The sequence below is a fragment of the Methylomonas rosea genome (assembly GCF_024505055.1).
GTDB lineage: Bacteria > Pseudomonadota > Gammaproteobacteria > Methylococcales > Methylomonadaceae > Methylomonas > Methylomonas rosea.
On the sequence record NZ_JANIBL010000057.1, the window covers coordinates 1 to 24,261 of the forward strand.

The following is a 24,261-nucleotide window of genomic DNA, read 5'->3' on the forward strand; positions in this document are numbered from 1 at the left end:
CCAAGGCTTTTTTACGTATAGACCCCAGCTAAAAGGAAACTGCGATGAAAATGTTCTCAACCGCCTCAAGACTGTTAATGACGGCGACCTTGGCTATATCCACTATTTCCGTGAATGCCCAAGACAAATTCCGGGTTTGCGCCGATCCGCTAAACCCGCCCTACTCGACCAAAGAACAAACCGGCTACGAAAATAAAATTGCCGCCCTATTTGCCGAACAGTTAGGACAGGAATTGGAATATACCTGGCTACCGGAAAGAATCGGCTTTATCCGCAACACATTGAAGGCCGAAAACGATAACGGCGAAGGTTTTAAATGCGATGTGGTGATGGGCGTACCGGCCGGTTACGATCTTACCGACACCAGCAAACCCTACTTCCACTCGACTTATGTGTTGCTGATTGCCAAAGGCCGCGGCTGGGACGATATTAAAGACAGCGTACAACTAGCCAATCTCCCGCTGGACAGACAGGAAAAGCTGAAAATAGCGATGTTCGACCGTGGCCCAGGCACTGAATGGCTGCAAAAAAGTGGTTTGCTTGAGCAAGGGATTCCCTACCAGAGCATGACCGGAGACAGCGAACACAACACCGCGATGCAAATCGAAAAAGACCTACGTGCCAAAAAAATAGACATGGTGATACTTTGGGGGCCAATGGCGGGATATGTGCAATCGCAAGCCCCCAAAGGCAGCTATATTGCGATACCTATGCAATCTTCACCGGGCTTGAAGTTTGATTTTTCAATAGCCATGGGCTTGCGCCAAGGCGACAACAAACGCAAGCAACAACTAAATGATTTGATCGACAAAAACTTGGACAAAATCCAGGCCATCATCGCAAGTTACGACATCGCTGTATTGCCGATTCCCACAGACACCGGCAAAAAAGACGACGATTGAAACGCCCTTTAAGGTTTAGCGTCCGAACAGTCTAACCAAATGCGCAAAATGTCCGGCTTTATCATCGGTTAACTGCGACCAATCGAACCGCCAGCGCCAATTTCCTTCGGTTGTGCCTGGCGTGTTCATTCTATCGGGCGATCCCAATTTCAGAATATCCTGCATCGGAATCACCGCCAGATTGGCAACCGACCCGAACGCGGCATGAATCAAGGCGCTGGGCATGGGTAGGCTGGACCAGCCGAGATAATCGTATATACGCTGTTTCTCGCCGTCGTTAAGCCCTTCGAACCAACCCAGGGTGGTATCGTTATCGTGAGTACCGGTATAGACCACGCTATTTTTCTGATAATTACACGGCAAATAAGGATTGCGGCTGTCGTCGCCGAACGCAAACTGTAAAATCTTCATGCCCGGCAAATCGAAATCGTCGCGCAAGGCTTCTACTTCTTCAGTAATAATGCCTAGATCCTCTGCCACCAAGGACAAACAGGCAAATTGTTCCTGAATGGCCGCTAACAATTCTGCACCCGGCGCTTTAACCCAACGTCCATTGATTGCAGTATGCTCACTGGCCGGAATCTCCCACGCCGCTTCCAAGCCGCGAAAATGATCGATTCGTAAAATATCGAACATTTCGTACTGGGATTTAATCCTGTCCAGCCACCATTTAAAGCCGGTTTTCTGCAAATATTTCCAGTCATAATGCGGGTTACCCCAACGCTGACCATTCTCTGAGAAATAATCGGGCGGCACGCCGGCCACAGTATCCATTTCCCCCAAATCGTTAAGTTTGAATACCGCACGGTTCGCCCAAACGTCGGCACTGTCGTACGACACAAAGATAGGGATGTCGCCAAACATCAGCACGCCGTGCTTGGCCGCGTAATCTTTCAACTCATGCCATTGCCGGAAAAACACATACTGTTCGAATTTGATTGTTTCGATCACAGCCTTCAGTAACTGCTTGGATTCGTTCAGCGCGTTCGGCTCGCGTTGCTTCAGAGCATCCGGCCATTGATTCCAGCTTTTATGCCCGAACACATTACGCAAAGCGATAAACAAGGCAAAGTCATCCAGCCAATCAGCCTTTTCCACGCAAAACTGTTTGAAATCGTGTTGCTGCTCGGCATCAGCCAAGCTTTGAAAACCATAGAACGCTTTCGTTACCAAACAGCTTTTGGTGTATTCCGCATTGGTATGGCAATCGCCGCAACGGTCGGTGGTTTGCAGCCAGCCCTTATCGGCCAGCCATTGAATGTTAATCAAGGCAGGATTGCCGGCATGTGCCGACAAGCACTGGTAAGGTGAACCGTCGCCATGCGTCATGCCCAAGGGCAAGGTCTGCCAGACAGTGGCGCCTATATCATGTAGAAAATTAACAAAATTGAAGGCTTCCTTACCCAAATCACCACACTCTCCACGGCCCGGGAGCGATGTTATGTGTAGCAAAACACCTGCACGGCGTTTATCCAAGAGAGCACCCATGTTGTTTGTTCCGTTTTATTATATTTGAATACCGCGCCGCATTGCGCCACCCATCGCCGGACTGCCGCTGCCTTGCGTAAACGACAAAGCCAGATACGGCGGAGGTTCTTCACCCAGCAAACGATATAGATTGCTCAAATTAAGCCGATACTGTTTTTCAAAATCGCTGACTGCTTCGCCGGGATTATAATCACCGAACCACCAAAACCAATCCGATCCCTCGCAGACACCCAGTTGCACCTGTGCGACAGCCAGTTGTTGCTCGGAGAGTTTGCCGTTGGCGACAGCTTTGTCGAAAGCGATTTTGACATCGGCCAACATATCCCAGCCGCAGTTCTTATCGGCATCGCCAATCCAGGTCGAAAACGTACCATACACCCAACTACCCGCCACCAATTTCGGCAAGAATCCGGCTTGGGGAACCGCGCTATCCAGATAGTCAGAAAAAGTGGTTAATTCGATACGGGGATGTTCGCTAAGCCGCTTATACAGCGCACTAAGAAAATGATACCCGTTATCCGGAAAATATTCCCAAGCATTTTCGCCGTCCATGATTATCGAAACCAAGGGCGTCTGGAGTTCATAATCGGCGATATTTTCCAAGTGTTGAATCAGATCGGCCACCGCATCGTCGGCGTGCCATTTTGAATATTCGAACCCGATTAAATCCGACAAACCATCGTCGCGAAAAAAGCAGGCGATCTCCGCGGGACCCAATTTGAAGGGTCGATGCACAGGAACCGCTTCACCAGTCGCGCTGGCACGTATGCTGTTATGCAAGACATTGCCGCCGCTGGCCGCCCATTTGAAACCGAAATCAGCTAACACCTGCAAAGTCCGCTGACTGATACTACCCTCGGACGGCCAGCAACCTTGCGGTTCGAAACCGAAAAAATGCCGAAAAGTCGCCAAGCCTTTTTGTAAATGCCAACGCACCCGCTCTTCACCGCCGGGGTAATGGCTAATAGCCGGCAAAGTTACGCCCGGCATCGCTTCGCGGGCGCTGTCTATCTCGAGCATCAATGGCATGATCGGATGGGCATAAGGCGTCACCGACAACTCGATGCGGCCTTTTCTGGCCAAGGCTTTATAACGATATATAACTTTGGATAATAGATCGCCGATAATTTCAACTATCTCGATCCGGTCATGCAAACTAAAACCGCTGCCTTTTTCGATTAAGCGTTTCACGCGCTTATCGTTGAGCTTGACCGTCTCGCCCATCCAGACCAAGTGATACCAGACCAAAATATCGGAAATGAATTGGGCATTCAGATAATTCACCGAATCCTGATGCCCTTCAATCCAGTCGGCCATATCGGTCAATTTACGAAAAGCCGGATAGCGCTCGATTTGCCTTTCCCGATTGGCTTTCCGGCAATCGCGCAACAACTTCAAGCGCTTCTCCGGATCGGCGGAGACGGAAGGTTCGACCAACGCAGCCAGCAAGGGATCCTTAATGGCAATTCTGTCGTGCAAATAGCCGCTGACCTGATTGGAATAATCTTCGATCTGCTCCAGCAGGATAGGTGCAAAATTAACGACCGCTTTCGCCGCTGGAGTGGCCTCCAGGTGCGCGACCATATCGACATAGTCTTTGATCACATGCAGATAGGTCCACGGCAGCTTGAATTCGCCGCTCTGCATGTCGCGGTACTCCGGCTGGTGCATGTGCCAGCACAGCACCAGCTTGAGCTTTTTATCGGACATAATTCCGTCTTTGTCCGAGCATATCGGATGTCACCAACACCACGCCGCCCTCGCTGACATGAAAACGTTTTTCGTCTTCAGCTCGGTCTTCGCCGATCACCGTACCTTCCGGTATCTGACAACCTTTTTCGATGATGGCTTTGGTAATCCGGCAGTGTCGGCCGATATTCACTTCGGGCAATACCACCGAGTCTTGCACCGAGCTGTATGAATTGACCCGCACCATGGAGAATAGCAGGGAGTGGCGCACCGTCGCGCCGGAAATTACGCAACCTCCGGAGACCATGGAATCGATTGCCTGACCACGTCTATCATCATCGTCGAACACAAATTTAGCAGGCGGGGTTTGCGCTTGATAGGTCCAGATCGGCCAAGTGTTATCGTAAAGATTCATGTCTGGTTTAACGCCGACCAACTCCATATTAGCCGCCCAATACGCATCGATGGTTCCCACGTCGCGCCAGTAACTTTGTTGGCCGCTTTGTAAATCAAGGAACGGATACGCATTGACCCGGTATTTTTCGATCACCGACGGAATGATGTCCTTACCGAAATCGCGGCTGGAGCCTTTGGTATCAGCATCCTTAATCAGTTGCTCAAACAAGAAACCGGCATTGAAAATATAAATACCCATGGATGCCAGCGCGGTATTTTCACGGCCGGGCATGACGGGTGGGTTTTCGGGTTTTTCCACAAACGCCTTGACCCGGCGATTTTCATCAACATGCATTACGCCGAACGCTTTGGCATCTTCCAGGGATACCTCGATGCAGCCTATAGTCAGATCCGCCTTATTGGCAACGTGGTCGGCCAGCATTACCGAATAATCCATCTTGTAAATGTGATCCCCCGCCAACACCAATACAAACTCGGGATTGCGCGCCCGCAAGATATCGATGTTTTGATAAATCGCATCGGCGGTGCCTTGGTACCAGGAATGTTCGTCATGCCGTTGTTGCGCCGGCATCAAGTCGACGTATTCACCAAACTCGCCGCGCAAAAAACCCCAGCCTTGTTGAATGTGGCGAATTAGCGAATCGGCCTTATACTGGGTAAGGATACCGATCTTGCGAATGTCGGAGTTGATACAATTGGATAAGGGAAAGTCGATGATACGGAATTTACCACCAAACGGCACCGCCGGCTTGGCCCGCCAGTCGGTCATATCCTTTAGCCGCGATCCGCGTCCGCCAGCCAGAATTAACGCAATGGTATTGCGGGTTAAATCATTGACCCGTCTCTCCGTTTGATGTGTATCGACGACTGACATGTGTATCCTCTTTCAATTAAATAAGCTGTACCGCCCAAAACCGACTGCAAACGACATTTAACAGATTTCTCTACCTGCCACTTGCCGCGTAGAGCCATTATCGTTACTCTTCACGGAAAAGTAAAAACTCAAGCGATTTGATGCTGAAAAGTCGGTCATTACCAAAATTGCTATTCCTGCCAACCGATAACTAAACTATAACTGAGGCATTGCAAAATGAACAAGCCAAGCAAAACCAACACGCTTGATTCAGAACTAATAAAACTCACCGAAGCAAAGCATCACGATCCTTTCGCCGTGCTAGGCCGTCATGGTCAAGGCAGCGACAACGTCATTAAAGTGTATTTGCCTTATGCGGAAACCGTGAGAATAAACAGCCCAAAAGGCCCTGAATTCAAACGCATTCCCGATACCGATTTTTTTGAATACCATCCGGGCAACCAAGCTATCCCCGAGCATTACCAATTATTTTGGACTGACAAGGACGGCCATGACCATCAACAGTACGACCCGTATTGCTTCGGCCCGGTGCTCCCAGAGTTCGACCAGCACCTGTTCGCCGAAGGCCGGCATTGGCACATCTATCAGAAGCTGGGCTCGCACATCCACAGCGTAGCAGATATCCCCGGCGTGCATTTTGCGGTCTGGGCTCCGAATGCGCAGCGGGTTAGCGTCATCGGCGATTTCAACCGCTGGGACGGCCGCTGCCATCCGATGCGCAGCTTGGGCAGCAGCGGTATCTGGGAAATTTTCATTCCGGGCCTGACGGTCGGCTGCCTGTACAAGTTTGAAATTCTCAATCGCCATACCGGCCAACTGTTGGTCAAAACCGACCCTTACGGTCAGCAATTCGAATTCCGTCCGCAAACCGCGGCCATCGTCACGGCGGAAGACAGTTATACCTGGCAAGACGGCAGTTGGATGGACCAACGCCCGCAACACGACTGGCTGCATCAGCCTATGTCGATTTACGAGGTACATCTAGGCTCCTGGCGGCGCGACCATCGCGGCAATTTCCTGAATTACCGGGAACTGGCCGAGCAATTGGTGGATTACGTCAAGGAATTGGGCTTTACCCACATTGAGCTATTGCCGGTAACCGAGCATCCGCTGGACATTTCCTGGGGCTATCAAACCACCGGTTATTTTGCGCCCACCAGCCGCCACGGCACCCCGGATGATTTCCGCTATTTCGTCGATCATTGCCATCAAAACGGCATCGGCGTGATTTTGGACTGGGTGCCCGCCCACTTTCCGAAAGACAGCTTCGCGCTGGGTCGCTTCGACGGCACCCCGCTGTACGAACACGAAGACCCGCGCAAAGGCGAGCACCGTGACTGGGGCACATTGATCTACAACTACAGCCGCAACGAAGTGAAAAACTTCCTGCTGTCCAGCGCCTTCTTCTGGCTGGAGGAATTCCATCTGGACGGCCTGCGCGTCGATGCGGTGGCCTCGATGTTGTATCTGGATTATTCCCGCGACGCCAACGACTGGATCCCGAACATGTATGGCGGCAACGAAAACCTGGAAGCCATCGATTTCCTGCGCCAGATGAATACCGTCACCCACGAGCAGCATCCCGGCACGGTGATCATGGCCGAGGAATCGACTTCCTGGCCGCAAGTCACTCGCCCGACCTGGACCGGTGGCTTGGGTTTCTCGATGAAGTGGAACATGGGCTGGATGCACGACATTCTGCACTACATGCAGGAACAACCCATTCATCGCTCATATCATCACGATTCTCTGACCTTCGGCTTGCTGTATGCATTCACCGAAAACTTTGTATTGCCGTTTTCGCACGACGAAGTGGTACACGGCAAAGGCTCGATGCTGAACAAGATGCCCGGTGACGAATGGCAACGCTTCGCCAACTTGCGCCTGCTGTATACGATGATGTTTACCTATCCGGGCAAAAAACTGTTGTTCATGGGCTGCGAATTTGGTCAGGGTACCGAGTGGAGTTGCAACCGGACCTTGGATTGGTACGTTTTGGATTACCCGCATCACAAAGGTCTGCAAACCCTGGTTAAAGACTTGAATAAACTCTATGCCAGCCACGCGGCGCTACACCGCTACGATTTCGATCACCACGGTTTCGAGTGGATCGATTGTCACGATTATCAGCAATCGATCATTAGTTACCGCCGCAAATCGGCGCATGAAGATCTGATCGTGATCCTGAACTTCACGCCCGTTCCTCGCGAAAGCTACCGGATCGGTGTACCTAACCCAGGGACTTACTACGAAATCTTCAACTCGGATTCGCAGTATTACGACGGCAGCAACACCGGCAACGGCGCAGTGCTGTCCGAACCGCAACCGTGGATGAATCAAGACCACTCCATTTCCGTAACCTTGCCGCCCCTGGCCGGCATTATTTTGAAAATGTAGTTTTTGTTGCCATGAAAAAAATTCTGTTCGCGAGCAGCGAAACCCATCCTTTGATCAAGACCGGCGGCCTGGCGGATGTCGCCGGCAGCCTGCCTTTGGCCCTGGCCGAACTGGGCCAGGACGTGCGCATCATCATGCCCAATTACCAGGGCATCAAGAACTGCGAGCCCGGCCGTTATCTATGCACGGTGCGAGTCAACAATTGCGACGTTAACCTACTGGAAACGCGCTTGCCGGACAGCGATGTCATCGTCTGGCTGGTGGACTATCCGCCGTTCTTCAATTTTCCCGGCAACCCGTACCTCGATGAAGCCGGGCGACCCTGGCCGAACATCGGTGAGCGATTTGCATTGTTCTGCCGCATCATCGTGGAAGTGGCCACCAACCGGGCTTATTTAAATTGGCACGCCGACATCGTGCATTGCAACGATTGGCAGACCGGCTTGGTACCGGCGCTACTGTCATTGGAACCCAACCCGCCGGCGACGATTTTTACCATTCACAATATGGCTTACCAAGGGCTGTTCCCCGGCAGCACTTACGCCCAGTTAAATCTGCCCGGGCAGTTGCTACATCCCGACGGCCTGGAATTTCACGGCATGCTCTCCTTCATCAAAGGCGGCCTAAGCTATTCCGACCGTATTACCACGGTGAGCCCCACATACGCCCAGGAAATCCAGACCCCTGAGTTTGGTTACGGTTTGGAAGGCCTGTTGGCGCATAAACAAAGCCACTTGCGCGGCATTCTGAACGGCATTGATGTCTCGGTCTGGAACCCGGCGAACGACGCGTATATCGCTAAGCCTTTCAGCGTCGATACGCTAAAAGACAAGCAAATCAACAAAACGGCGCTACAGCAACAACTGGGCTTGCCGGTGGACCCTGAAACCCCCTTGTTCGGCTTGATCGGCCGCCTGGTCGAGCAAAAAGGTATCGATCTGGTGCTGAGCTGTCTACAGGAGATGACCACCCTGCCCTTGCAATTTGCCTTATTGGGCAGCGGCGATAAAAGCATCGAATACCGCCTGCAAGAGTTTGCCCGCCTGTATCCGGAAAGAGTGTCCATCACTATTGGCTACGATGAACGCTTAGCGCATCAAATCGAAGCGGGTGCAGACATATTTTTGATGCCATCGCGCTTCGAACCTTGCGGCTTGAACCAAATGTACAGCCAATGCTACGGCACGATACCTATTGTCAGAAAAACCGGCGGCTTGGCAGACACGGTGGTCGATGCACTGCCGGAAAGCATCAGCAATGGCACCGCCAGCGGCATCTCGTTTAACGATGCGTCGGCGGCAGCGCTGATAGAAGCCATCAAACGCAGCCTGGTGCTATTCCACAACAGACCGGTCTGGAAGAAGATACAGCGTAACGCTATGATCAAGGATTTCTCCTGGCAAAACAGTGCGAATCAATATCTCGCGCTTTACAATGAAATCTAAAACCTGCGTGGCCGGCCTGATGTTGATGGCCGGCCAAGCGGTTGCCGACGAATCGGTGATGGAAGTCATCCCGCTCGTCAACCGCCCCGCCGCTGAAGTCCAAGCTTTAGTCGCACCCTTGCTGGATGCCGAGGATCGCGTCATCGATAATGGCTCCAGTCTGATCGTTAAAACCAATCCCGCTAAACTCGGCGAAATTAGAGCACTCATTCAAAAACTCGATGCCCGGCTCAGCAATTTGGTCATCAGCGTACTGCAAACCAGCAGCAAAACCGCAGCCGAGTTGAACGCCGAAGCGGCGATTGCCGCAGCGCCGAATATGATTCGGATGCGCGGCATGATGGGTACCACCGAGGATTTGCAAAACCGGCAGCAACATCAACAATTACGCACATTGGAAGGCCAGGCGGCCCATATCAAAACCGGACAGGTGCGGCCGGTGCAAAATTACAGCGTCTACGACTCAGGCTATGGTTCCGCAGTAAGCACCAATACCCAGATGATTGAAGCCAGTACAGGCTTCGCTGTTACGCCGCGCTTGACCGGCAACCAGGTCATTCTCGATGTCGAACCGTGGTCGGACAGCTTTCAGCGCAACGGCCATATTGAAACCCAATCCGCTCGCACCACTTTACGCGCCAATCTCGGCGAATGGGTGGAAATTGCCGGCAATGCCGACACCGAACATTCCGACAGTCGCGGCTTCAACAGTTTCAACCACAGTACCCGGCAAAACGTTTTACGCATCCTGATCAAAGTCGATCAAGCAGATTAATCCGGGCCCACCTTAAACTACCGGCTACACAATCCCGCCTGACATCGTCACGGAATTATTTTCGGAATCTGTGCGCAGCAACATAATATCAATATTGTAATTGGCGGAAAGCGCATACTAATTGGTTATGATGGCCCGACAAATTCATGCCAACAGCCTTATGAGCATCATTGCTAAACGTTCCGTGACCGTTCTTACCTATTTTCTAACGATCATATGTCTGGCAACATCCGGTTGGGTGTCCGCCCAGGGAACGCTGCGGGTACTCACATGGGACGGTTACGCCGACAATCAAGTGGTTTCGGCTTTCCGGCAGCGGTTCGACATTGCAATAGAATTGACCCTGGTAACGTCCGACGACGACCTTTGGCAAAAAATTAATAGCGGCAACTATGACGTATTTGCTGTCAATACCGCGGAATTACAGCGCTACATCGATCAGGGCCTAAGCAGACCGATCAGAATGGCGAATATCCCCAACCACGCCCAGCAATTACCGCGTTTCCAAAACTTGCAAGCTATCCCCGGCCTGGTTCGTGAGAACGATACGTATGCCGTTCCTTACACCTACTCGGAAATGGGGCTGATCTACAACCGTAAACTAGTTAATACTGCTCCACAATCCATGTCAGCCATGTGGGACGCTGCTTATCAGGGCCGGGTACTGGCTTTTAACGCCAGCAATCACAATTTTTCCATGGTCGGCTTACTAAGGGGCGTGTCCAATCCGTTCCGAATGACTGGTCCCGAGCTACAACAGGCCGCTCGCGAACTGGTCAAGTTGCGCCGCAATGTTTTGACCTTTTACGCCACCGCCGAAGAAGCCACCAAGCTTTTTGTTAAGTACGATGTAGCCTTGATTTTCGGCAATTACGGCACCCAACAACTGAAAGCCCTGCGCGAAGCAGGTGCGGACATCGGCTACGTCATTCCCCGTGAAGGCGCGCTGGCCTGGCTGGATTGCTGGGCGATCACCCGCAATAGCCCAAACCCGGAATTAGCGGAAAAATGGATTAATTACACCTTGGAAAAAGCGGTCAGCGAACGGCTCACCCAGCAACACGGCTTGGCAAACACCATCACCGCGTCAGAAAACGACAGCACCCAAAACCAGCCCATCATTTGGTTGGAACCGATAGCCAATCCGCTGATGCGCAAAACGCTATGGGATAGAATCATTTCCGGCGAAGTACCCGAGGCCTTCTGAGTGCGCTCCAGCATAGGCATAAAACTGGGTTTCTGGCTGGCATTGCTAGGCACGTTATCGACAGGCCTGACCGGTTATTATGTTTACGACCGTAGCCGCGCCATGCTGGTAGGATCGGCCAAGGATAAGCTACTCAACGACACCCAAGCCTTGGGACACCGCTTCGCGGATGCGTTGGCAGCCACCGCCAGCAACGTAAAGTTTCTGGCCAATCTGCCGGTCAGCGCCGACATCGTCTCGGCGACACCTGATTCAAAGTTGACCATACGCAAAAATCAATTGGCGGAGATTTTTGTTAGCCTGCTGAACGCCCATCCAGAATACAGTCAAATCCGTTTGATCGACACACAACATTACGGCAAGGAATTGGTCAGAGTTGATAGAGACCGGGACAACCTAAAAGTCATTGCCGAAGCACAATTACAAGAGAAAAACCACTTCCCTTACGTATTCGAAACCGTGCCGCTAGCCGCCGAGCAATACTACGTTTCCGAAATCAATTTAAACCAAGAATTGGGCACCCACCTGGGATTTGGCAAACCCACCCTGCGGATAGCGATGCCTATCAAATCGGCGAACACCACCATCGCTGTGATCGTCATCAATGTCGACTTGCAGGGATTGTTCGAGCAAGTCCGCGGCAACATTCCCAACGATATTGAATTGCTGCTCAGCAACGACAGAGGGGATTACTTGATTCACCCCGACGCAGCAAAAACCTTTGGATTTGAGAGCGGGCGCAGCTTTCTGATCCAGGATGATATTCCTGACATAAAAGCGATTCTGGCTGGCAAACAAGAGCATTCGGTGTTCGCGTCCAGCGATACGCAAAGTCTGGCGCCTTCTTCACTAGCCGCTTTCGTAAGACTGCCGTTGGGTTCGAAAAGCAGCGGGCGCTTCGTGATGCTGGGCTTGTATACGCCGCTAGAAAACGTTTTGCAGGAAAGTAAAGCCCTGGGAGTGGGAGTAATCGAAATCACATTGCTGTTCAGCCTGTTGGCAAGCGCAATTTCGCTGATGTTGGCGCGCGTCCTGGCCAAACCGTTAAATTCGATGACGACCGCCATCGGTCAATTCAAGCTAGGCACCCCACTAACCGGCTTGCCCACGCATCGTAACGACGAAATCGGCTATCTAGCTAATAGCTTCATCTCGATGACTGAGCAATTAAACTCGCAGGTAGCCGAGTTACATGCCTCTGAAGCCAAGTTGCATGTCATTCTGGATAATGCACCGGTCGGCATTTGGCTGGCCGACCTTGATACGCGCTTTTTGTTTGTAAACCATACCTTTTGCGATGCCCTTGGCTTGCCGGAAGCCCGCTTCATTGCTAACGAGCAACTTGCCGAATTGTTTGGCGCGGAAATGGCTGCCCGTTTTCAAAGCACCGATCAAGCCTGTTTGGCGCAAGCGAACCAACCGCATCAATCTCTTGAGCAAATTAAATTTGCCGACGGCAAACGACATACCGTACAGATAACCCGTACCCAATTACAGGACATCAACAAAGAAACAGTCGGCATTATCGGTATTGCCATGGATATCAGTGATCGCCAACAAGCGGCTAATCGCGAACGCGCTCATAACCACGTGCTGGAATTACTGTCCAAAGGTGCGGCATTACCGGAGATACTGCAAGCGGTAGTGTGGGGTGTGGAAACCCAAAATCCGGACTTACTCTGTTCAATCTTGTTATTAAATAGCGAAGGCAATCGCTTATTTATTGGCGCAGCACCGCGCCTGCCCGACTTCTACAATGCCGCCGTAGACGGCTTGTATATTGGTCCCGGCGTCGGCTCATGCGGCACTGCCGCTTACTTTGGCCAACGCGTCATTGTCGAAGATATTCAAAATCACACTTATTGGGGGCCTTTTACCGAGCTTGCGGCACGGGCCGACTTAGGGGCCTGCTGGTCGGAACCCATCCGTGGCTCCTCCGGCCAATTGTTAGGCACGTTCGCTATTTACCAGCGACAGCCTGCGGCACCGGGAGCCGACGATATCCAGATGATTGAACAAGCTTCGCATCTGGCCGGCATCGCAATCGACCGCAGCCGCAGCAATGAAGAACTGCAATTGGCATCATTAGTGTATCAAAACAGCAGCGAAGCCATGGCCGTGACCGACGCACAAGGCATGATTATCAATGTTAATCCGGCTTTCACCGCGTTGACCGGCTACACATTGGAAGAAGTCATCGGTAAAAACCATAACATTCTGAACTCGGAGCGGCAGGGCGAACAGTTTTATCAAGCCATGTGGCAAGCCATCAACAGCAACGGTCACTGGAAAGGCGAAATTTGGAATCGCCGGAAGAACGGCGACATATTCGCCGAGCAGCTGACCATCAATACCATATTTAGCGCCGATGGCGTGCCGCAACGGCGCGTCGCTTTATTTTCCGACATCACCCAAAAGAAACAGTCCGAAGAACTGATCTGGACCCAAGCCAATTTCGACCCACTCACCGGCCTACCCAACCGCCGCATGTTCCACGACAGACTGGATCAGGAAATCAAAAAGGCGCATCGCAGCGGCTTACAGGTTGCTTTGATATTGCTTGATCTGGACCGTTTCAAAGAAGTTAACGATACTCTGGGCCACGATATGGGCGATTTATTACTGAAAGATGCCTCGCAACGCCTGCTGCGTTGCGTACGCGATTCGGATACTGTCGCCAGATTGGGCGGTGACGAATTTACAGTCATCCTCGGCGAACTGGATGACGCCGACAATGCCGAACGCGTCGTCAAAAACATTCTGCAAAGGTTAGCCGAACCTTTTCAGCTGAAAAGCAAAGTGGCCTACATCTCCGCCAGTATCGGCATCACGCTCTATCCCAAGGACGCCGAGAGAATCGATGCCTTGATCAAAAACGCCGATCAGGCAATGTACGCGGCCAAACATCAGGGCCGTAATCGCTATTGCTATTTCACCCCGTCAATGCAGGAAGCCGCACTGGCGCGAATGCTGATTGCCGACGATTTGCGCAATGCCCTGGAGGCAAACCAGTTTGAAGTGTATTACCAGCCGGTCGTGGAACTGGGCTCCGGCGCCATCCACAAAGCCGAAGCGTTGATACGCTGGCAACACCCGACGCGCGGCATGGTGAGCCCCGGCGAATTTGTACATATTGCCGAAGATATAGGCCTGATTGCCGAGATCGGCGATTGGGTGTTTAAACAAGCGGCAGGTCAGGTTAAACAATGGCGTTCCCGGTACCATCCGGATTTTCAAATCAGCGTCAACAAATCGCCGGTGCAGTTCTACGACGACCATTCCCATGGTACGTGGCTGGAATACTTGCAAACACTTGAACTGCCCGGACAAAGCATCGTGGCGGAAATTACCGAGGGCTTGTTACTGGACGCCAGCAATGTGGTGAAAGATCAATTACTGGCCTTTCGAGACGCGGGGATTCAAGTATCGCTGGATGACTTCGGCACCGGCTATTCGTCGCTGGCTTATCTGAAAAAATTCGATATTGATTATCTGAAAATAGATCAGTCTTTTGTCGGCAATTTGTCGCCGAATTCCAGCGACAAAATTCTCTGCGAAGCAATTATCGTGATGGCGCACAAGTTGGGGATGAAGGTCATCGCGGAAGGCATAGAAACCGAACAACAACGTGAACTACTGCTGGAAGCGGAGTGCGACTATGGGCAGGGCTATTTATTCTCCAGAGCCCTGCCAGCTGATGCGTTCGAGGAACTGCTAATCCTTCAGGCCTCCGGCACCAGCGCAAAGAACACACTTATTTGATCTTCAATTTCAATAAATGCACCCGCCGATTGTCGGCACGCAATACCTCGAAACAGAAATCTTCCAGCTCCACTTTCTCGCCTTTCTTCGGAAAATGCTCTAGCCGCTGCACGATCAAACCGCCTAGCGTATCGTATTCGTCGTCTTCCAGGGTGGCGGAAAAATAATCGTTAAACTCTTCGATGGGTGTCAGCGCGCTGACGATAAATTCTTTTTCGCTACGCTGAGAAATAAATTCTTGTACTTCGTCGTCGTCGTGTTCGTCTTCGATCTTGCCGACGATTTGCTCCAGGACGTCTTCAATCGTCACCAAGCCGGCGGCGTTGCCGTATTCGTCGACGACGATAGCCATGTGATTGCGTTCGGTGCGAAACTCTTTCAGCAGCACGTTTAAGCGTTTGCTTTCCGGGACCACGTTGACCGGCCGCATCACATCTTCCACTTTCAGGGTTTTGTCCCGCAAAGCATGCGCCAGCAAGTCTTTGGCCAGTAAAACGCCGACCACCTTACTGCGATCTTCTTCGATGACTGGAAATCGGGAATGGGCAAATTCGACAACTAAGGGAAAGATGGTTTCCAGTTCGGCGTCTCTGGGCACGACGACCATTTGCGAACGCGGAATCATGATGTCTCGTACCCGCATCTCCGCCACATGCATCACGCCTTCCATCATGGCCAACGCGTCGGAGTCTAACAGATGTTTTTCTTGCGATTCTCTCAATATCTCCAGCAAGTCTTCCTGATCTTGCGGTTCCCCACTCAGAAAATGACCGATACGTTCGATCAAGCTCTTATGGGGTTGACTACTCGGGGGGTTACCATCGCTCATTACTTTCCATCCTCCATATAAGGGTTTGCTATACCTAATTTGCTCAAAATCTCGATCTCTAATGCTTCCATTTGTTCGGCATCCTGATCCTCTATATGGTCATACCCTAGCAAATGCAATACGCCGTGTATAGTGATATGGGTCCAATGATGTTCGGGTAATTTGTTTTGCTGTGCTGCTTCCTGCGCAATGAGCGGCGCGCAAATCACTAAATCGCCCAGCAAGTCCATGTCCATACCCGCCGGCGCTTCAAAGGGAAAGCTCAGGATATTGGTGGGTCCGTTCTTGTGGCGATATTGTTGGTTGAGTTGGGCGCTTTCCGCATCATCGACCAAACGAATCACCAGCTCGCAGTCCGCGCCATCCTCAAAGATTGCTAGCGCGGCATCCACCCATCGCTGAAACTGCTCCAATTCGGGGTGAGGCGCCGAAGTAGCAATTTGCATATCGATATAATTCATACACTAAACCGAGGGCGTGTGCTCTTTCTCGTAGTGCTCGTAGGCGGCAACTATCCGTTGCACCAAAGGATGCCTGACCACATCGCGCACGCCGAAAAAGGTAAAACTGATACCCTCAACATCCTTCAGCACTTTTAACACATGCTTCAAACCGGACATTTTTTCATTGGGTAAATCGATTTGCGTGACATCGCCGGTAATCACCGCCGTGGAGCCGAAACCGATCCGGGTCAGAAACATCTTGATCTGTTCGACTGTGGTATTTTGCGCTTCATCCAAAATAATAAAGGAGTCGTTCAAGGTTCGGCCACGCATAAAGGCCAAGGGCGCTACTTCGATGACATTTTTTTCCAACAGTTTTTCGACGCGTTCGAAGCCCAACATGTCGTAAAGCGCATCGTACAGTGGCCGCAAATAAGGATCGACTTTTTGCGCCATATCGCCCGGCAGGAAACCCAACTTCTCGCCCGCTTCCACGGCGGGACGGACCAGGATAATCCGCCGCACGGTTTCGTTTTGCAACGCGTCAACCGCGCAAGCCACCGCCAGATACGTTTTACCGGTACCGGCGGGACCGACGCCGAAGTTAATGTCGTGCGACAGGATTTTGCGCAGATAGTCCTGCTGATTGAAACCGCGCCCCTTAATCACACCGCGTTTGGTTTTAATCGCCACCGGCTCCAATCTGACTGACGGAGCGGCTTGCAGTAACTGATCGATACTGGCATCCTGTAAGCTCAAATGCACCTGTTCCGGGGTAATTTCTTCCCGCTCGGTAAGTTCGAACAATTTCTGGATCACAGCGCAAGCCGCTTTGACCGCGGCATCGACGCCCGTGACCTTGAAATGATTGCTGCGATTGGCAATCTCCACCTGCAAGCGTTGCTCGATTTGGCGGATATGCGCATCCAACTGCCCGCAAAAATTGGACAGGCGTTGCGCATCGGCGGGCAATAAAGTGATTTCTTGCGAAAAATGGCTGGCGGTCAACACTAGGCGGTCTGCGTAATTTTTTCGATGGACGATTCTACCAGACGGCCCCGCAGCGAGTTGGGCAGCGCTTCGGCAATGTAGACATCGACAAATTGCCCGATCAAGCGCGGGTGCCCGGCGAAATTGACGGCGCGATTATTTTCGGTACGGCCGGTCAGGTGCAGCGGGTTTTTCTTGGAAATGCCTTCTACCAATACGCTTTGCACGCTACCGATCATCGCTTCGGAAATCGCCATGAACATCTCGTTAAGCCGGTCTTTCAGGCGCTTCAGGCGCTGTTCCTTGACCGCCATACTGATGTCATCGGCAAAATTGGCCGCCGGCGTACCCGGCCGAGCGCTGAAGATAAAACTGTAAGATAGGTCGTAGCCGACTTCTTCGATCAGATCCATCGTATCTTGAAAATCCTGTTCGGTTTCACCGGGAAAACCGACGATGAAATCCGAAGACAGGCTGATGCCTGGCCGCACGGCTTTCATTTTGCGCATGATTTCCAGATAATCTTCACGCCTATGGCCGCGTTTCATCTCGGCCAAAATACGGTTGCTGCCGCTTTGCACCGGCAAATGCAAATGATTGACCAATTGCGGAATCTCGGCGAACGCTTCGATGATGTCGTCGGTAAACTCTAAGGGATGCGAGGTGGTGAAGCGAATCCTATCTATGCCATCGACGGCGGCGACACAATGTAACAGCAGCGCAAAACTGGCTAGATCACCGTCTTCCATCGCTCCGCGATAGGCATTAACGTTTTGGCCGAGCAGATTGATCTCGCGCACGCCTTGTCTGGCTAGCGTCTCAATCTCGGCAATCACATCGTTGAGCGGCCGGCTGACTTCTTCACCACGCGTGTAAGGCACTACACAATAGGTACAATATTTACTGCACCCTTCCATTACGGACACATAGGCCTTAGGGCCTTCCGCACGCGGTTCCGGTAAATTATCGAATTTTTCAATTTCGGGAAAAGAAATATCCACGACATGCTTACCGCCGCTCCGCGCCTGGTTTAACAACTCCGGCAGGCGGTGCAAGGTTTGCGGACCAAACACGATGTCTACATACGGCGCGCGTTTTTGCAAGGCGGCACCTTCTTGGCTGGCAACGCAGCCACCGACGCCGATAATCACACCGGGACGTTTATCTTTGATTTTTTTCCAGCGCCCGACGGCGGAAAACACTTTTTCCTGGGCTTTTTCGCGTATCGAACAAGTGTTTAGTAACAGCACATCGGCGTGTTCCGGAATGTCGGTCAATTCCATGCCGTGCGATGCCATTAATACGTCCCGCATTTTATCGGAATCGTATTCGTTCATTTGACAGCCGTTAGTCTGTATATAAAGTTTTTGCGCCATGCTTGATGAGATACCTCAACTACTCTCACTAACAAAAAACCCCCATCTCGCGATGGGGGCTCGTAATGGCCGGATTATAAACCCAATTTTCGGCAAATGCTTGTTTTATACGGCAATCCCTACTTGTAGAGCCTCGAACCAATCCAGAAAACGCTTCACATCATCGCCTTTAAACATCCTGCCATGTTGCGGCGCCAAAATGTCGATATCCAGCTTCCTAACCCTATCGATCCACGCCCGCTTGGCTTGATTGGAGGGCATCCAACGCTGATGGAAATAACGCATTTTCTCCACGTGCATATCAAAATTCTCCACAAACACCGGCATACCCGGCGCTTCCAGAGCGGCACCGACATCACCGGACATCAGGATTTTGGCGTGCGGATCGTAAATATGGAAGTTGGCGGAGGCATGCAGGTAGTGCGCGGGCACGATTTGCAACTCGGTACTGCCGAGATTGATGACGCCGCCATGATCCGGAATCGGCACATATTCGATAGTTTCGCAGCCAAAATGTCTTAAAAAACCTTCCCACAAAGCCGAGGCATGCAACTTGGCGTTGGGTAGCGCCTGATCCCATAAACCTAAGGACGAAATGATATCCGGATCTTGATGCGATGCGAACAGATCGGTAATTTCCTCGACCGGGGCATGGTGCAAAACTGCCGCCAGCATTGGCGCAAACAGTTCTATGCCGCCCGGATCGATCAATAAGCAGCGATTAGCGGTCCTCACCATGTATTGGTTGGTATCGATAATTTTCTCGGGCTTATGTTCGTCGCGTCCCAACATTATCCATTGGTAGGCGCCCTCATAAATTTTGGTCATTCTCATGCTAACTGTACCTCTTGGCGATACTGGGTTTGATTGGCGCGCTATTCGGCGACGTTAATAATCGTCAATGCACTCCGACATTTATGCACTTTGTCGTTGATTATTTGCGCAGCGTTGTCGACGCTTTCAGCGACCGCTTGCAGACTTTGCAGATACTCGCCCGCTTGCGACGCCTCAATACGGGAGTTGGCAGCAATCACCCGGGCCGCCCTAGCTGGATGCATCACGTCCGCCAACTTAATCAATAATTCCGAAACCTGAATAATAAATTCCCGATGACAAACCTGATTTCTTTGTCTGACTTGTTGCAATGGGGCGTTCAAAGAATCGGCATATCGAGCGCCGACAGCCAACTGCCCTACCTTCTCAAAGCGTCTGCACGCTTCTGTCATGCGTTGTTCATTGACTGTCAGGCGATAGAGGTGGAAAGCGTATTCGTTGATGTTATTGACCAATTCGATCGTATCCTTGGCCAATTCGTTGATGAAGTCGGTAATGGGCTGAAAGCCCTTGGCCTTTTCCCCGGCTCGAAAGGCAATCGCTTTGGCATTGGCTGCAGCTAGGGAAATTTCCTTGGCCACTTCCATCACCGCGCTCAATTCGGCGGCGATGGACGCCACGGCGACAAACTGGGACTTGGTCTGATTAACTTGCATACTGAAAGACCCTCGGATCGACGATAAATTTATTTATAGCTTAGCCGACAAATAAATACCCGTGCTATTTGAGTTTCTAATAAATGCGCGTCAACCCTGGTTATTTAGGTCGATAATGAGTCGGATCGGCCACACCCAGATTTTGAAAACCGGCCGCCCGCAATCGGCAGGCATCGCATACGCCGCAAGCTCTGCCTTTAATATCCGCTGAATAGCAGGAAACGGTATCCGCGTAATCGACGCCCAGTTCCAAGCCTTTTTGAATAATCTCGGCTTTGCTCAGTGCTATTAGCGGCGTGTGAATTTGAATTTTATGACCTTCCACTCCGGCTTTGGTGCCCAGGTTGGCCATATCCTGAAAAGCTTTAATAAATTCCGGCCGACAATCGGGGTAACCGGAATAATCGACAGCATTTACACCGATAAACACATCGTGCGCTTTCACCACTTCCGCCCAACCCAGGGCAAACGCCAAAAATATAGTATTTCTGGCCGGCACATAAGTCACAGGAATGCCGGCTTGCGGAGAAGTCGGCACATCGATCCGGGCATCGGTCAATGCTGAACCGCCTATTGCGCTCAATCCGAGGTTGATGATCTTATGATCGGCAACCTGATAATGCCTGGCGATTCTCCTCGAAGCGTCCAATTCGGCATTGTGGCGCTGGCCGTAATCGAAACTCAATGCGTAGCAAGCAAACCCTTGTTGCTTGGCAAGCGCTAATACCGTTATAGAATCCAGGCCGCCGGACAACAAAATGATTGCCGGCCTGGAACTGCTGTTATTTTCCACGCGCGTCGTTCCAAAGAAATTTATGTAATTGAATTTGAAACCGAACCTGTAATTGGTCGGCCAAAATACGCTCGGCCAGTTCGGTAGGCGACATCACATCCATCACCGGCGAGAACAGTACTTGGCAATGTTCGACTAAGCGATATAGCTCAAGTTGCTGTTTGGCCCATTGGTAATCGGCGGCGTCGGCAATCACGAATTTGACTTGGTCGTGCGCCGTTAAATACTGGATATTGTCATACCGATTGCGCTCAAGCTCGCCGGAACTCGGCGTTTTCAAATCCATCACTTTACTCACCCGGCTATCGACCGCCGAAACATCCAAAGCACCGCTGGTTTCCAGCGACACCTGGTAACCGGCATCCAACAAGCGAACCATCAAAGGATTGCAAGCGGGTTGAGCTAAAGGTTCGCCGCCGGTTACCGTCACATAGCGAGTCTTGTAATGACCAACTTGTTGGAGAATATCGTCGATACTGAGTTTTTCGCCGCCGTTGAAAGCGTAGGCGGTATCGCAATAGGTGCAACGCAAGGGGCAGCCGGTCAAGCGAATAAATACGGTGGGCAGTCCCACCGTATTCGCCTCACCCTGCAGGGAATAGAATATTTCGGTAATACGTAGCGTTTGATCCATCCGCACGCCAATTTATTGCGGCATTTGCGCCAGCTTTTTTTCCGCCAAATGCGCAGCAGTGGTGCCGGGATAGCTGGTAGTCACCCGCGTCAGATAATCGCGAGCTTTTGCGGTGTTTTGCAGATCGAATTCGATATAACCCAGTTTCAGCAAAGCATCCGGCACTTTAGAGCTGTTGGGGTATTGGCTGACCACCTTATTGAACGCGCCGCGCGCCGCATCGAATTCCCGGTTAATCTTATACGCTTCCGCCAACCAATACTGAGAATTGTCGGCAAACTCGCCGGCCGGAAAATCTTTCAGCAAGTCCTGAAACATTTTGATGGCTTGGGCATTGTGGCCGTTACGCAACGTGTCGTAAGCCGACTGATACCTTTCCTTTTCGTTGCCTTGTGCCGCCGTCGCGGTCGGCTTATTGTCCACTACGACGGGCGCTGCCGGAACTGGTGTCGCAGTTGTGACTGGCGCCGGAGTTGGTGCAACCGGGGCCGCTGGCGCAGAAGGTTGAGCAGCAGCCGCATCAGCTGGTGCCGGTATCGACGCGGGTGCGGGAGATGATTGACCCGACGGCGCTGGTCCGCCGGCGGTAAGCGCCTGCATCCGATCATCAAGATCGGAGTACATATTGCTCTGTTTTCTTTGCAAGTCGGCGATGGTCTGGGATTGCTCCTCGACCATGCCGCGCAATTGTTGCACTTCGGACTGTAACTGCTCTAATCTGCCCAATACCTCAAAAATAGCATTGTCAGTGGCGGCCGGCTGCGCATAAGCACTCGCGGCCGGATAACCGCCGCCATTAGGCGCAGCAGCGGCTTCGGCGCATAGGCCAAAGCCGAGACTCAGTATCAGAAGCGCATGCTTACTCATTGATAGCCAACTTCCACGCGGCGATTTTGCTGCCAAGCTGATTCATCATGACCGGACACGACAGGTTTTTCTTCACCGTAACTAACCACTTCCAATTGGCTCGCGGTGACGCCTTGTGAACGCATCATTCTCTCTACTGATTTAGAACGTTGTTCGCCGAGCGCGATGTTGTATTCGCTGGAACCGCGCTCGTCGGCATGGCCGGACAGGATAACGTGTTGATTGGGATGTGAAGCCAAGTAACGTGCATGCGCGGCTACGACAGGCACGTATTCTTGTTTGACTTGGCTGCTATCAATTTCGAAGTAAATGACTTGCTTGGACAATGGGTTGCTAGGATCGCTAAATTCCGGACCCAAGTTTGCGCCGGAACCGGAGCCGAAGCTGCTGCCGTTACCTGAACCGAATTGGCTACCGGACATAGAGCCATCGGCCAAACCGCTAGTTGACGCATCAGTACCTTGAGTAGAATCGGCCAAGCCTTCTTCTTCGGTTGAGCTACAACCGGTCGTTACCAAGATCGCAGTCATGGCTAAAGCCAAATAGGTTTTGTTAAATCTCATCAATTTTCTCCAAATATTAAGTAAAACTCAGGTAGCGATAGTGTGAGGGCTATCGCGCTTGCAATCAAGGTGCCCAGGCCGGTTCGCGGACCTCGCCACTCTCAAATGCCAATTTTTGTTGCATCGCGCCATCGGTAGACACTACCGATAAGGCCGACCGGCCGCCGCGATTCGCGGCAAATAAAACCATGCTGCCATTAGGCGCAAAGCTGGGTGATTCGTCAAGATTACCCTCGGTCAATACGTTCACGGTGCGCGAAGCCATATCCATAACCGCAATCTTATAGCCACCGCCACTGCCGGTTACCATCGCCAAGCTTCTGCCATCTGCGGAAAAACGGCCTCTAGCGTTATAGTCGCCCTGGAAAGTGACACGACTGGCCTTGCCACCCGAGGCAGGCATCAGGTAAAGCTGCGGTTTACCGCCTTGATCGGACGTAAACAAGATAGAACTGCCGTCCGGCGACCAAGTTGGCTCGGTATCGATGGACAAACCGCTGGTCAGACGCGTCAACGAACGGCTACCCAAATTCAACACGTAAACATCCGGACTGCCGTCTTTTGACAGCGTAATCGCCAGACGGCTGCCATCCGGTGAAAAAGCCGGCGCCCCGTTGATGCCAGGATATGACGAAACGCTTTCCCGTTGACCCGTCGCCAAAGTTTGCACCCAAATTTCCGAACGTTTGGTGTGGAAGGATACATAAGCGATTTTACTGCCGTCGGGCGACCATGCCGGCGCCATAATCGGCTCCGGCGATTCGGCAATCGTGCGCGGGTTGTAACCGTCGGCATCGGCGACTTGCAGCATAAACTGCTTGCCGTTGCCGCGGCGAACGCTGGTTACATAGGCAATCCGGGTATTGAACGCACCTTTGCGACCGGTTAGTTTTTCGTAAATCAGGTCACTGATATGGTGAGCGGCACGGCGCAATTCGTTGGCGCCAGCGGTCAAACGATAGCCCATCAACAATTGACCATTATGCACGTTGAACAAATGAAACTGGATGTTGTAGCTGCCGCCATTGCCGGCCACTTGGCCAATAGCCATATAATCTTGGCCCAGGACCTGCCAATCCTTAAAGTTAACGCGCTCCGGCTCACTGGGCTTGGTCAACATATCATCTTCAGGCAAAGCCTTGAAAAAACCGCTGCCACCCAAATCTGAACTGATCACATCGGACAATTTGACATTGCCAATAGAGCCTTGTTGGGCAAACGGTACGATGGCAATAGGCACCGCAGTTTGCGAACCTTTGGTAATTTCTATCGTTAAACCGGCCGCCTGCGCTACTGAGAACATCCCAGCCAAAATGCCGC

The 24,261-nt window shown here is 51.8% G+C and carries 20 protein-coding genes; 6 read left to right on the forward strand and 14 right to left on the reverse strand.

Going from position 1 to position 24,261, the window contains the following annotated elements; all coding sequences use genetic code 11:
- The first annotated feature begins 44 nt into the window (after positions 1-44).
- Entirely contained in the window at positions 45-902 is an 858-nt protein-coding gene (locus tag NP589_RS16550) for a quinoprotein dehydrogenase-associated putative ABC transporter substrate-binding protein (RefSeq protein WP_256607992.1), read from the forward strand.
- Between the two features lie 15 nt (positions 903-917).
- On the opposite strand, the gene malQ is transcribed toward NP589_RS16550, so the two are convergent.
- From malQ to glgC, 3 genes are read right to left on the reverse strand one after another with little or no spacing between them, the layout of a single operon-like run.
- Positions 918-2,390 (reverse strand): 4-alpha-glucanotransferase, encoded by a 1,473-nt coding sequence (gene malQ, locus NP589_RS16555; protein WP_256607993.1) that lies wholly within the window; start codon positions 2,388-2,390, stop codon positions 918-920.
- 18 nt (positions 2,391-2,408) lie between these two features.
- Positions 2,409-4,100 carry a glycoside hydrolase family 57 protein gene (locus NP589_RS16560; RefSeq protein ID WP_256607994.1) on the reverse strand — a complete coding sequence of 564 codons (1,692 nt, stop codon included), beginning with the start codon at positions 4,098-4,100 and terminating at the stop codon, positions 2,409-2,411.
- Positions 4,090-5,370 (reverse strand): glucose-1-phosphate adenylyltransferase, encoded by a 1,281-nt coding sequence (gene glgC, locus NP589_RS16565; RefSeq protein ID WP_026146964.1) that lies wholly within the window; start codon positions 5,368-5,370, stop codon positions 4,090-4,092. The genes NP589_RS16560 and glgC overlap by 11 nt, the downstream gene beginning before the upstream one ends.
- A gap of 216 nt (positions 5,371-5,586) precedes the next feature.
- Between glgC and glgB the strand changes: the two genes are divergently transcribed.
- From glgB to NP589_RS16590, 5 genes are all read left to right on the forward strand, one after another.
- Positions 5,587-7,767, forward strand: a complete 2,181-nt coding sequence (gene glgB, locus NP589_RS16570) for a 1,4-alpha-glucan branching protein GlgB (RefSeq protein WP_256607995.1) — start codon at positions 5,587-5,589, stop codon at positions 7,765-7,767.
- An 11-nt stretch (positions 7,768-7,778) separates the two neighbouring features.
- Entirely contained in the window at positions 7,779-9,212 is a 1,434-nt protein-coding gene (glgA, locus tag NP589_RS16575) for a glycogen synthase GlgA (RefSeq protein ID WP_256607996.1), read from the forward strand.
- A complete protein-coding gene (locus NP589_RS16580; RefSeq protein WP_256607997.1) occupies positions 9,202-9,987 on the forward strand; it encodes a secretin GspD/PilQ domain-containing protein in 786 nt (261 codons plus the stop codon). Before glgA ends, NP589_RS16580 begins: the two co-directional genes overlap by 11 nt.
- A 160-nt stretch (positions 9,988-10,147) precedes the next feature.
- Positions 10,148-11,194 (forward strand): extracellular solute-binding protein, encoded by a 1,047-nt coding sequence (locus NP589_RS16585; RefSeq protein ID WP_256607998.1) that lies wholly within the window; start codon positions 10,148-10,150, stop codon positions 11,192-11,194.
- A complete protein-coding gene (locus tag NP589_RS16590) occupies positions 11,195-14,956 on the forward strand; it encodes an EAL domain-containing protein (RefSeq protein WP_256607999.1) in 3,762 nt (1,253 codons plus the stop codon).
- Here the strand turns inward: NP589_RS16590 and NP589_RS16595 are convergent.
- The 11 genes from NP589_RS16595 to tolB all read right to left on the reverse strand — a co-directional run bounded on the left by NP589_RS16595 (position 14,949) and on the right by tolB (position 24,244).
- A complete protein-coding gene (locus NP589_RS16595) occupies positions 14,949-15,785 on the reverse strand; it encodes a CorC family transporter (protein WP_036275591.1) in 837 nt (278 codons plus the stop codon). The genes NP589_RS16590 and NP589_RS16595 overlap by 8 nt on opposite strands.
- On the reverse strand, positions 15,785-16,246 hold the full coding sequence (gene ybeY / locus NP589_RS16600; protein ID WP_256608000.1) for an rRNA maturation RNase YbeY: 462 nt from the start codon (positions 16,244-16,246) through the stop codon (positions 15,785-15,787). The genes NP589_RS16595 and ybeY overlap by 1 nt, the downstream gene beginning before the upstream one ends.
- A gap of 3 nt (positions 16,247-16,249) precedes the next feature.
- Positions 16,250-17,239: a PhoH family protein gene (locus NP589_RS16605; RefSeq protein ID WP_256608001.1), complete on the reverse strand. Its 990-nt coding sequence runs from the start codon at positions 17,237-17,239 to the stop codon at positions 16,250-16,252.
- Positions 17,239-18,594: a tRNA (N6-isopentenyl adenosine(37)-C2)-methylthiotransferase MiaB gene (gene miaB, locus NP589_RS16610; RefSeq protein WP_256608002.1), complete on the reverse strand. Its 1,356-nt coding sequence runs from the start codon at positions 18,592-18,594 to the stop codon at positions 17,239-17,241. Before miaB ends, NP589_RS16605 begins: the two co-directional genes overlap by 1 nt.
- Positions 18,595-18,699: 105 nt before the next feature.
- Complete coding sequence (locus NP589_RS16615; RefSeq protein WP_064038246.1) at positions 18,700-19,428, reverse strand: oxygen-binding di-iron domain-containing protein; 729 nt, start codon at positions 19,426-19,428, stop codon at positions 18,700-18,702.
- A 41-nt stretch (positions 19,429-19,469) separates the two neighbouring features.
- Entirely contained in the window at positions 19,470-20,084 is a 615-nt protein-coding gene (locus tag NP589_RS16620) for a hypothetical protein (RefSeq protein ID WP_064010580.1), read from the reverse strand.
- Between the two features lie 100 nt (positions 20,085-20,184).
- Complete coding sequence (gene queC, locus NP589_RS16625; protein WP_256608003.1) at positions 20,185-20,877, reverse strand: 7-cyano-7-deazaguanine synthase QueC; 693 nt, start codon at positions 20,875-20,877, stop codon at positions 20,185-20,187.
- The gene (queE, locus tag NP589_RS16630) at positions 20,867-21,511 is read right to left on the reverse strand and encodes a 7-carboxy-7-deazaguanine synthase QueE (RefSeq protein WP_256608004.1); all 645 of its coding nucleotides are present in this window, start codon (positions 21,509-21,511) and stop codon (positions 20,867-20,869) included. Before queE ends, queC begins: the two co-directional genes overlap by 11 nt.
- Positions 21,512-21,523: 12 nt before the next feature.
- A complete protein-coding gene (gene ybgF, locus NP589_RS16635) occupies positions 21,524-22,378 on the reverse strand; it encodes a tol-pal system protein YbgF (protein ID WP_256608005.1) in 855 nt (284 codons plus the stop codon).
- Positions 22,375-22,941 (reverse strand): peptidoglycan-associated lipoprotein Pal, encoded by a 567-nt coding sequence (gene pal, locus NP589_RS16640; protein ID WP_256608006.1) that lies wholly within the window; start codon positions 22,939-22,941, stop codon positions 22,375-22,377. Before pal ends, ybgF begins: the two co-directional genes overlap by 4 nt.
- A gap of 64 nt (positions 22,942-23,005) precedes the next feature.
- Entirely contained in the window at positions 23,006-24,244 is a 1,239-nt protein-coding gene (gene tolB / locus NP589_RS16645; protein WP_256608015.1) for a Tol-Pal system beta propeller repeat protein TolB, read from the reverse strand.
- Positions 24,245-24,261 lie beyond the last annotated feature (17 nt).

What these genes read in the sequence shown, in the direction of transcription:
- glgA (WP_256607996.1), top strand. Translation starts at nt 7,779, where the DNA reads ATGAAAAAAATTCTGTTCGCGAGCAGCGAAACCCATCCTTTGATCAAG.
- NP589_RS16595 (WP_036275591.1), bottom strand. Translation starts at nt 15,785, where the DNA reads ATGAGCGATGGTAACCCCCCGAGTAGTCAACCCCATAAGAGCTTGATC.
- ybgF (WP_256608005.1), bottom strand. Translation starts at nt 22,378, where the DNA reads ATGAGTAAGCATGCGCTTCTGATACTGAGTCTCGGCTTTGGCCTATGC.
- NP589_RS16585 (WP_256607998.1), top strand. Translation starts at nt 10,148, where the DNA reads ATGAGCATCATTGCTAAACGTTCCGTGACCGTTCTTACCTATTTTCTA.
- glgB (WP_256607995.1), top strand. Translation starts at nt 5,587, where the DNA reads ATGAACAAGCCAAGCAAAACCAACACGCTTGATTCAGAACTAATAAAA.
- NP589_RS16615 (WP_064038246.1), bottom strand. Translation starts at nt 19,428, where the DNA reads ATGAGAATGACCAAAATTTATGAGGGCGCCTACCAATGGATAATGTTG.
- NP589_RS16560 (WP_256607994.1), bottom strand. Translation starts at nt 4,100, where the DNA reads ATGTCCGATAAAAAGCTCAAGCTGGTGCTGTGCTGGCACATGCACCAG.
- miaB (WP_256608002.1), bottom strand. Translation starts at nt 18,594, where the DNA reads ATGGCGCAAAAACTTTATATACAGACTAACGGCTGTCAAATGAACGAA.
- NP589_RS16580 (WP_256607997.1), top strand. Translation starts at nt 9,202, where the DNA reads ATGAAATCTAAAACCTGCGTGGCCGGCCTGATGTTGATGGCCGGCCAA.
- tolB (WP_256608015.1), bottom strand. Translation starts at nt 24,244, where the DNA reads ATGTTCTCAGTAGCGCAGGCGGCCGGTTTAACGATAGAAATTACCAAA.
- malQ (WP_256607993.1), bottom strand. Translation starts at nt 2,390, where the DNA reads ATGGGTGCTCTCTTGGATAAACGCCGTGCAGGTGTTTTGCTACACATA.
- glgC (WP_026146964.1), bottom strand. Translation starts at nt 5,370, where the DNA reads ATGTCAGTCGTCGATACACATCAAACGGAGAGACGGGTCAATGATTTA.
- NP589_RS16620 (WP_064010580.1), bottom strand. Translation starts at nt 20,084, where the DNA reads ATGCAAGTTAATCAGACCAAGTCCCAGTTTGTCGCCGTGGCGTCCATC.
- queE (WP_256608004.1), bottom strand. Translation starts at nt 21,511, where the DNA reads ATGGATCAAACGCTACGTATTACCGAAATATTCTATTCCCTGCAGGGT.
- NP589_RS16550 (WP_256607992.1), top strand. Translation starts at nt 45, where the DNA reads ATGAAAATGTTCTCAACCGCCTCAAGACTGTTAATGACGGCGACCTTG.
- pal (WP_256608006.1), bottom strand. Translation starts at nt 22,941, where the DNA reads ATGAGATTTAACAAAACCTATTTGGCTTTAGCCATGACTGCGATCTTG.
- ybeY (WP_256608000.1), bottom strand. Translation starts at nt 16,246, where the DNA reads ATGAATTATATCGATATGCAAATTGCTACTTCGGCGCCTCACCCCGAA.